The organism is Calidifontimicrobium sp. SYSU G02091, from assembly GCF_022631395.1.
Lineage (GTDB): Bacteria > Pseudomonadota > Gammaproteobacteria > Burkholderiales > Burkholderiaceae_C > Calidifontimicrobium > Calidifontimicrobium sediminis.
Genome location: NZ_JALBGB010000055.1, coordinates 1 through 8,192, shown reverse-complemented (window position 1 = coordinate 8,192; position 8,192 = coordinate 1). Strand labels below are relative to the sequence as shown.

Sequence of the window (8,192 nt, the reverse complement as noted above, 5' to 3'; positions counted from 1 at the left end):
TGCTGCGCGTGTGCACGAACAGCTGGTGCCCGGCGCGGATCAGGTGGCCGCACATCGGCGCGCCCATGATGCCCAGGCCGATGAAGCCGAGCTTGAGCGGGGTGGTCGTCATCGGGAGCTCCTCCTTCGGAATCGGGTCAGTGGGCGAAGGCCTGGCGCCAGCCGAGGCCCGCCTCGGTCGTCGTCGCGGGCTTGTACTCCCAGCCGATCCAGCCGCGGTAGCCGATGCGGTCGAGGTGCGCGAACAGGAAGGACCAGTTCAGCTCACCGGTACCGGGCTCGTGGCGGCCGGGGTTGTCGGCGATCTGGACGTGCGCGATGCGCGCCAGCTGCTTCTCGAGCGTCGCGGCGATCTCGCCTTCCATGCGCTGCGCGTGGTAGACGTCGTACTGCACGAAGGCGTTGTCGGCGCCGACCTCGTCGAGGATCGCGATCGCCTGCGCGGTGCGGTTGAGCCAGAAGCCCGGGATGTCGTAGGTGTTGATCGGCTCGACGAGCAGCTTCAGACCGGCCTTCTTCAGCTCGGCGGCGGCGTACTTCAGGTTGTCGACGAAGGTCGCGCGCAGCGTCGCATCGTCGACGCCGGCCGGCGCCTTGCCCGCGAGGCAGTTGAGCTGCGGCACGCCGAGCGCGGTCGCGTACTCGATGGCCTTGCCGACGCCGGCGCGGAATTCGGTGACGCGGTCGGGGTGGCACGCGATGCCGCGCTCGCCGGCGTCCCAGTCGCCGGCGGGCAGGTTGTGCAGCACGAGCTTCAGGCCGTGCGTGTCGAGCCGGGCCTTGATCTCGGCGACGGGGAACGCGTACGGGAACAGGAACTCGACGGCATCGAAGCCGGCCCTGGCCGCGCGCTCGAAGCGGTCGAGGAACGGCACCTCGTTGAACAGCATCGTCAGGTTGGCGGCGAAGCGCGGCATCGTCGTCTCCTTCAGTCGAGCAGGCCGGCAGCCACCAGGCCCTCGCGGCCGGCGGGGTGGCGGCAGTCGATCTCCTCGAATTCGTTGATCGCGTCGATCTCGGTGCCCATCGCGATGTTGGTCACCTTCTCGAGGATGCATTCCACCACGACCGGCACCCGGTGTTGCCGCGCCAACTGCTGCGCCTCGCGCAAAGCAGCTTCGATCTTCTCGGGGTCGGTCACGCGCAGCGCCTTGCAGCCCAGCCCCTCGACGACCTTCTGGTGGTCGACGCCGTAGCCCTGCAGCGCCGGGTCGTCGACGTTCTGGTTCTCGAACGCGAGCTGCACGCAGTAGTCCATGTCGAAGCCGCGCTGCGCCTGCCGGATCAGCCCGAGGTAGCTGTTGTTGACGAGCACCTGCACGTACGGCAGCCGGAACTGCGCGCCGACCGCGAGCTCCTCGATCAGGAACTGGAAGTCGTAGTCGCCCGCGAGGCCCACGACGGTGCGCGTCGGGTCGGCGGCGACGACGCCGAGCGCCGCCGGAATCGTCCAGCCCAGCGGCCCGGCCTGGCCGCAGTTGATCCACTGGCGCGGGCCGTAGACGTGCAGGAACTGCGCGCCGGCGATCTGCGAAAGGCCGATCGTCGTCACGTAGATCGTGTCGCGCGGGAAGGCCTTGTTCATCTCCTCGTAGACGCGCTGCGGCTTGATCGGAATCTGCTCGAAGTGCGACTTGCGCAGCATCAGCCGCTTGCGCTCGGCGCAGCGGAACGCCCAGTCCGAATAGTCCTTCAGCGTGCCGGCGGCCTTGCGCTCCTTGGCGACCTGCACGAACAGTTCGAGCGCCGCTTTGGCGTCGGACACGATGCCGTAGTCGGGCATGAACACACGGCCGATCTGCGTCGGCTCGATGTCGACGTGGACGAACTTGCGGCCTTTCGTGTAGACCTCGACCGAGCCGGTGTGGCGGTTGGCCCAGCGGTTGCCGATGCCGAGCACGAAGTCGCTCGCGAGCATCGTCGCGTTGCCGTAGCGGTGGCTCGTCTGCAGGCCGGCCATGCCGGCCATCAGCGGGTGGTCGTCGGGGATCGAGCCCCAGCCCATCAGCGTCGGGATCACCGGCACGCCGATCGTTTCGGCGAACTCGACGAGCAGGTCGCTCGCGTCGGCGTTGATGATGCCCCCGCCGGCGACGATCAGCGGCTTGTCGGCGGCGAGCAGCATGTCGAGCGCCTTCTCGACCTGCCTGCGCGTCGCCGCGGGCTTGTAGACCGGAAGCGGCTCGTAGGTGTCGATGTCGAACTCGATCTCGGCCATCTGCACGTCGAACGGCAGGTCGATCAGCACCGGACCCGGGCGGCCCGAGCGCATCAGGTGGAACGCCTGCTGGAACGCGCGCGGCACCTGCGCCGGCTCGCGCACCGTGACGGCCCACTTGGTCACCGGCTTGGCGATGGCCTCGATGTCCACCGCCTGGAAGTCCTCCTTGTGCAGCCGCGCGCGCGGCGCCTGGCCGGTGATGCACAGGATCGGGATGCTGTCCGCGCTGGCCGAGTACAGCCCGGTGATCATGTCGGTGCCGGCCGGCCCCGAGGTACCGATGCACACGCCGATGTTGCCGGCCTTCGCGCGCGTGTAGCCCTCGGCCATGTGCGACGCGCCCTCGACGTGGCGCGCCAGCACGTGCGCGATGCTCTGCCGCTCGCGCAGCGCCGCGTACAGCGGGTTGATCGCCGCGCCGGGCACGCCGAAGGCGTTGGTCACGCCTTCCTTCTCCATCACGAGCACGGCGGCCATCGCCGCCCTCATCTTCGCCATGAGCGTCTCCTTCGAGCCTGTGGAACGGACGGGTGCGATCGTCGCGGCGCGCGCGCGGCAACGGAACGCCACGGCGGGCAGAGCTGCTATTCCGTGGCGGAATGGCTGGCGCTACGATACGCCATGGACCGCGTCACCGGCATCCGGCTGTTCATCCGCGTCGTCGAGACCGGCAGCTTCAGCCGCGCCGCGGCCGACCTCGGCATCACGCAGCCGACCGCGACGAAGCACGTCGCCGCGCTCGAGGCCAAGCTCGGTGCGCGGCTGTTCCACCGCAGCACGCGCGGCGTGACGCCGACCGAGGTCGGCGCGGCGTACTACGACAAGTGCAAGGCGATCGCGCACGAGCTCGACGAGGCCGACAGCCTCGCGTCGCTGATGGCCTCGCGCGTGCAGGGGGTGCTGCGCATCAGCACGTCGGTCGCGTTCGGCCGGCGCGTGCTGACGCCGCTGGTGCTGCGCTTCATGCAGCAGCACCCGGGGCTGCAGGTCGACCTCGGCTTCGACGACCGCTACGTGAACCTCGTCGAGCAGGGCATCGACCTCGCGATCCGCATGGGACGGCTCGCCGACTCGCAGCTCGGCGCGCGCTACCTCGGCGTCAACCCGTGGGTGCTCGTCGCCGCGCCGGGGTACCTCGCGCGGCGCGGCACGCCGGCGCACCCCGGTGAACTCGCGCAGCACGACGCGCTGATCTACAGCAGCGTGCAGGGCGACGAGCGCTGGCACTTCAGCGGTGCCGACGGGCGCACGCTGCAGGTGCCGGTGCGCGGGCCGCTGCGCAGCAACAACCTGTCGGCGATTCTCGCGGCGACGCGCGCCGGCATGGGCCTGGCCGTGCTGCCGTGGTACGTCGCGCACGCGTCGGTGCGCGACGGCGCCGTGCAGCCGCTGCTGACCGACTGGACGCTGCCGGTGCAGGAGATCCACGCCGTCTACACGTCGCCGAAGCTGGTGCCGACCAAGGTGCGCGGCTTCGTCGACTGGCTGCAGGGCCAGTTTCCCGACCGCTGGTGGGCGCGCGACGCCGGCTGAGCGGGCGCGTCAGTGCGGCGCGGCGTGTCGCTCGCGGTACGCGCTCGGCGCCAGCCCGGTGCCGCGCTTGAAGAAGCGGCTGAAGTAGGCCGGGTCGTCGAAGCCGAGCTCGAACGCCAGCCGCGACACCGGCGCCGCGACGTAGACGAGACGCCGGCACGCTTCGCGCAGCAGGCGGTCGTGCACGACGGCCTGCGCGCTCAATCCGGTCTCGGCGCGCGCGAGGCGGTTCAGCCGCGCCGGCGACAGGCCCAGCTGCGACGCGTAGCGGCTCACCGGCCAGTGCTCGAGGTGGTGCGCCTCGACGAGCGCGAGGAAGCGCGCGAACAGCGCGCGGTGCGGGCGCGCGCGGCCGCGCTCGGGGCGCGCGTCGCGCTGCGCCTGTGCGGTCAGCTGCGCCAGCCGCCACACGGCCGCACGCGCGAGCCACACCGGCACCGGCGCCCCGGCCGTGCCCGGCGCACGGAACTCGGCCAGCAGCGCGTCGAGCAGCGCCGCGGTGCGCTGCGTGTCGGGGGCCTGCGCGTCGAACGCGAGCACGCGCGGCGCGGCGAACAGCGTGTGCAGCGCCTCGCCGGCGGCGGGCAGGTCGCCCTCGACGAGCGAGCGCGGGCTCATCGTCAGCACGAAACCGTCGGTCTCGGGCGCGAAGCGGAACGCGTGCACGACGCCGGGTGGGATCACGATGGCCGCCGGTGCGTCGCAGCGGCCGTGCGATTCGTCGAGGTCCACGTCGGCGTGGCCGCGCTGGACCCACACCACCTGGTACAGCCCGCGGTGCACGTGGGCGTCGATCTCCCAGTGGTACAGCCGGCTGCGCGACTGGATCGGCTCGATGTGCAGCATCTCGCCGCCGGCGGGCACCGGGTCACCCGGTTCCCCGTACAGGGCGAACGCGGGCACGCCGCCGCGCGCGCGCGGCGACACGGACGCTCGGCGGCCGGCGGGTGCAGACGACATGGCGCGATTCTGGGCGCAACGAACGCGGCGCGGGGCCGCACACGCTCACCGGCCGCGCCAGCTCATTCCGGTTCGATCTTCGCGGCGCGGATCACGTCGCCCCAGCGCTTGATCTCGCTCGTCAGCAGCGCCTGCAGCTCGGCCGGCGAGCTCGCGGCCAGTCGCATGCCGAGCTTGCCGAGCTTCTCGCGCACCGACGGCGTGGCGATCGCGTCGCGCGCGGCCTTGTTCAGTGCGTCGATCACCGCCGCCGGCGTGCCCGCCGGCGCGGCGAGCGCGTTCCACGACGCGACGTCGTAACCGGCCACACCGGCCTGCGCGACGGTGGGTACGTCGCGCAGCGCGGCGTTGCGCTGGCTCGACGTGACGGCCAGCGCCTTGACGGCGCCGGCGCTGACCTGCGGCATCATCGGCCCGACGATCTCGAATGCGACGTCGATCTCGCCGGCGCGCAGCGCCGTGAGCACCGCCGGGCTGGCCTTGTACGGCACGACGAGCGCCTCGATACCGGCCACCGTCTCGAACAGCTTGGCCGACAGGTGCTGCGTGCTGCCGATCGCGATCGTGCCGACGTTGAGCTTGCCCGGGTTGGCCTTCGCGAACGCGACCATGTCGGCGAGCGTCGCGAAGCGCGAGTTGGCCGGCACGAAGATGCCAAGGTCGAAGTAGCCGAGCGTGCCCACCGGCGCGAAGTCCTTGACGGGGTCGTACGGCAGCTTCTTGAACAGCCCGACGCTGACCGCGTTGGCGTTGCTCATCAGCAGCAGCGTGTGGCCGTCGGGCCTGGCCGAGGTCACGGCCTGCGCGGCGACGATGCCGCCGGCGCTGGGCTTGTTGTCGATGACGACCGACTGCCCGAGCGTCGTGGCCATGTGCTCGCCGACGGCGCGCGCCGTCAGGTCGGCGATGCCGCCGGGGCCGAACGGCACGACGATCGTGATCGGCCGCTCGGGAAAGCGCGCCTGCGCGCGCGCGGCGTGCGGCAGCGCGGCGATCACCGGCAGCGCGGCGGCGGCGGCGACGAGGCGGCGGCGCGACGCATCGCGCGGGGTTGGACGGGTCATCGGGAAGGGCTCCTGTCGTCGTGGGGTCGGTCGGGGGGGCGGGCGCGCTCAGTCGGCCGCGAGCTGCTGCTCGAGCTGGTGCAGCACCTGGTAGCACGGCAGCACCTGCGCGACGCTCGCGTTGGGCTCGCGCCGCTCGCGGATCGCGGCGAAGAACTCGCGGTCCTGCAGCTCGATGCCGTTCATCGAGACGGCGACGCCGCTGACGTCGATCTTCTCGTCCCTGCCGGTGAACAGGTCGTCGTAGCGCGCGATGTAGGTGCCGCTGTCGCCGATGTAGCGGAAGAAGGTGCCCAGCGGCCCGTCGTTGTTGAACGACAGGCTCAGCGTGCAGATCGCGCCGTTGGCCGCCTTGAGCTGGATCGACATGTCCATCGCGATGCCCAGCGTCGGGTGGATCGGCCCCTGGATCGCGTTGGCCTTGACGATCGGGCTCATCGTCTGGTACGCGAAGAGGTCGACCGTGTGCGCGGCGTGGTGCCACAGCAGGTGGTCGGTCCAGCTGCGCGGCTGGCCGAGCGCGTTGGTGTTCGTGCGGCGGAAGAAGTAGGTCTGCACGTCCATCTGCTGGATGTGGAACTCGCCGGCGACGATCTTGCGGCGCACCCACTGGTGGCTCGGGTTGAAGCGCCGCGTGTGGCCGCACATCGCGACCAGCCCGGTCTCCTTCTGCCGCTGCACGACCTGCTCGCCGTCGGCGAGGCGGTCGCACAGCGGGATCTCGACCTGCACGTGCTTGCCCGCGTCGAGGCACGCCAGCGCCTGCGCGGCGTGCAGCTGCGTCGGCGTGCACAGGATGACGGCGTCGACCTCCTTGATCTTCAGGCTCTCGGCGAGGTCGGTCGCGACGTGCGGGATGCCGTACTTGTCGGCGACTTCCTGCGTCTTGGCCAGCTCGCGGCCGACGACGGAGACGACCTTGACGTCGGGGATGTTCTTGATGCCGTCCAGGTGCTTGATGCCGAACGCACCGGCGCCGGCCAGCGCCACGTTGAGGGTCATGTCAGTTCTCCAGGATCAGGTGGCCGACGGCCGTGTTGCTCGCCGGCACGTGATAGAAGCGGTGTGCGACCTTCGGCTTGGGGCCGCCGGCCACGTCGGCCATCGCGCCGCGCGCGATCAGCCACATCACGAGCTCGATGCCCTCGCTGCCGGCCTCGCGCACGTACTCGATGTGCGGCACCTGCGCGAGACCCGCGGGGTCGTCGATCAGGCGGTCGAGGAAGCGGTTGTCCCACTCCTTGTTGATCAGCCCGGCGCGCGCGCCCTGCAGCTGGTGGCTCATGCCGCCGGTGCCCCAGATCTGCACGTTGAGATCTTCGTCGTAGCTCTCGACGGCCTTGCGGATCGCCTGGCCGAGCGCGAAGCAGCGCCGCCCCGACGGCACCGGGTACTGCACCACGTTGACCGCGAACGGGATCACCTTGAACGGCCACGCGTCCTTTACCGGGTCGAGCTTGCCGCACATCAGCGACAGCGGCACCGTCAGACCGTGGTCGACGTCCATCTTGTTGACGATCGTCAGGTCGAAGTCGTCCTGGATCACGCTCTGCGCGATGTGGCTCGCGAGCTCCGGGTGGCCGACGACCTTGGGCACCGGCCGCGGGCCCCAGCCCTCGTCGGCGACCGCGTACTCGGCGGCGGTGCCGATCGCGAAGGTGGGGATGATCTCGAGGCTGAACGCGGTCGCGTGGTCGTTGTAGACGAGGAACACGACGTCGGGGCGGTGCTCCTTCAGCCACTGCTTCGAGAACTCGTAGCCGGCGAAGACCTTCTGCCAGTACGGCTCGCCGGTCTTGCCGAGGTCGAGCGCCGCGCCGATGGCCGGCACGTGCGAGGTGTAGACGGAGGCGGTGATGCGGGCCATCGGGGTCCTTTCAGTCGAACAGGCGGCCGCTGCCGTGGCCCTGCGGCTGGTGCTGCGGCTGGGCGTCGCCGTCCTCGCCGAGGAAGCGGTTGCCCTCGGGCGAGCGGCCGCCGGCGATCATCATGTCGCGGTACTCGGCTTCGGTCATGCCGGTCATCGAGCCGGCCATCTGCTGGAAGCTCTTGCCGTGCGTCGAGCCGATCTTGGCAAGGAAGTAGATGTTGCCGCCGAGCGCGATGCAGCGGTTGAGGTCGCCGTCGAGCACGGCCTGCTTCTGCTCCTCGGTCATCGGCCACTCGTCGAGGTAGGCGCGGCGGTCGGCCAGGTAGCGCGCGCGGTTTTCGGGCTTCATCAGGCTCATGCAGAACTGGTTGAGCCAGTAGCCCTTGCGCGACTGGTCGGCGTCGAAGATCGTCGTGCCGGGGATGTCGAGATACGGTTTTTGCAGGGCCATGGGGCTCAGAGGCTGAGAGGCAATTGATCGCCGCAGACGCCCGTCGAGTTGGCCTCAAAGCCAGAGGAACGAACGTCACGCGGCGCTGCTGCG

Annotated in this window: 9 protein-coding genes; 1 reads left to right on the top strand and 8 read right to left on the bottom strand. The window is 70.6% G+C overall.

What is annotated here, in order from left to right:
* From MOJ79_RS18455 to gcl, 3 genes are all read right to left on the bottom strand, one after another.
* Positions 1-112, bottom strand: a 112-nt coding sequence (locus tag MOJ79_RS18455; RefSeq protein ID WP_241925475.1) for an NAD(P)-binding domain-containing protein, incomplete at its 3' end; no start/stop codon positions are given.
* A gap of 25 nt (positions 113-137) precedes the next feature.
* Complete coding sequence (gene hyi / locus MOJ79_RS18450) at positions 138-917, bottom strand: hydroxypyruvate isomerase (RefSeq protein WP_241925474.1); 780 nt, start codon at positions 915-917, stop codon at positions 138-140.
* Between the two features lie 11 nt (positions 918-928).
* Positions 929-2,719 carry a glyoxylate carboligase gene (gene gcl / locus MOJ79_RS18445; RefSeq protein WP_241925473.1) on the bottom strand — a complete coding sequence of 597 codons (1,791 nt, stop codon included), beginning with the start codon at positions 2,717-2,719 and terminating at the stop codon, positions 929-931.
* A gap of 123 nt (positions 2,720-2,842) precedes the next feature.
* On the opposite strand from gcl, the gene MOJ79_RS18440 reads away from it, so the two are divergent.
* Positions 2,843-3,754, top strand: a complete 912-nt coding sequence (locus tag MOJ79_RS18440; protein ID WP_241925472.1) for a LysR family transcriptional regulator — start codon at positions 2,843-2,845, stop codon at positions 3,752-3,754.
* A 9-nt stretch (positions 3,755-3,763) separates the two neighbouring features.
* Here MOJ79_RS18440 and MOJ79_RS18435 read toward each other — a convergent pair whose 3' ends face one another.
* From MOJ79_RS18435 to ligA, 5 genes are all read right to left on the bottom strand, one after another.
* Complete coding sequence (locus MOJ79_RS18435) at positions 3,764-4,657, bottom strand: helix-turn-helix domain-containing protein (RefSeq protein WP_241925471.1); 894 nt, start codon at positions 4,655-4,657, stop codon at positions 3,764-3,766.
* A gap of 119 nt (positions 4,658-4,776) precedes the next feature.
* A complete protein-coding gene (locus MOJ79_RS18430; RefSeq protein ID WP_241925470.1) occupies positions 4,777-5,778 on the bottom strand; it encodes a Bug family tripartite tricarboxylate transporter substrate binding protein in 1,002 nt (333 codons plus the stop codon).
* A gap of 48 nt (positions 5,779-5,826) precedes the next feature.
* Positions 5,827-6,780 carry a Gfo/Idh/MocA family oxidoreductase gene (locus MOJ79_RS18425; RefSeq protein WP_241925469.1) on the bottom strand — a complete coding sequence of 318 codons (954 nt, stop codon included), beginning with the start codon at positions 6,778-6,780 and terminating at the stop codon, positions 5,827-5,829.
* A gap of 1 nt (position 6,781) precedes the next feature.
* On the bottom strand, positions 6,782-7,645 hold the full coding sequence (locus MOJ79_RS18420) for a class III extradiol dioxygenase subunit beta (protein ID WP_241925468.1): 864 nt from the start codon (positions 7,643-7,645) through the stop codon (positions 6,782-6,784).
* A 10-nt stretch (positions 7,646-7,655) separates the two neighbouring features.
* On the bottom strand, positions 7,656-8,099 hold the full coding sequence (gene ligA, locus MOJ79_RS18415; RefSeq protein ID WP_119288476.1) for a protocatechuate 4,5-dioxygenase subunit alpha: 444 nt from the start codon (positions 8,097-8,099) through the stop codon (positions 7,656-7,658).
* Positions 8,100-8,192 lie beyond the last annotated feature (93 nt).